The organism is Streptomyces cinnamoneus, from assembly GCF_014650495.1.
Classification (GTDB): domain Bacteria; phylum Actinomycetota; class Actinomycetes; order Streptomycetales; family Streptomycetaceae; genus Streptomyces; species Streptomyces cinnamoneus.
The window spans coordinates 1-508 of the sequence record NZ_BMVB01000104.1 but is presented as its reverse complement, the minus strand read 5'-3'; the positions used below and the strand labels follow the sequence as shown (position 1 = coordinate 508).

1 protein-coding gene is annotated in these 508 nt (G+C 36.6%); it reads left to right on the top strand.

Features of this window, described 5'->3' with window-relative positions; translation table 11 throughout:
* Positions 1-33: 33 nt before the first annotated feature.
* Positions 34-508 (top strand): hypothetical protein (locus tag IE182_RS31675; protein WP_229845307.1); only part of this gene is annotated, 475 nt, incomplete at its 3' end.

Genomic DNA, 508 nt, shown 5'->3' with positions numbered 1-508 from the left:
GGAGAAATAGATTATAATACCTATTATCCTGACTTGAAGCCAGAAGAACTTACTCCCAAAGATGAGGAGTTTATTGAACCAATGTTCAGATTATTATCTGCAACTATTGTGTCTAAGAACTGGAACCCTACCGATTTTGGTCAAAATGGAGTATTAAAAGCTTCTATGAGAATGCTCTTAGGACAAACAGTAAACTGTGACCATGAGACTAATATTGGTAATGCTATTGGAGCTGTATCACAAGTTATCTGGCAAGATGAATACAAGGATGGTTCTTTTGTTATTCCTGCAGGTATCAATGGTATATTAAAGATTGATGGTAAAGCAAATCCGAGAATTGCTAGAGGCATTCTTATGGATCCCCCATCTATCCATTCTAATTCAGTAACAGTACAGTTTAAGTGGGATAAGTCTCACCCAAATATGGAAGATAACGAATTCTACCAGAAACTGGGTACCTATGATTCTAAGGGAGTTATGGTACGAAGAATCGTTACTGAAGTAGTAA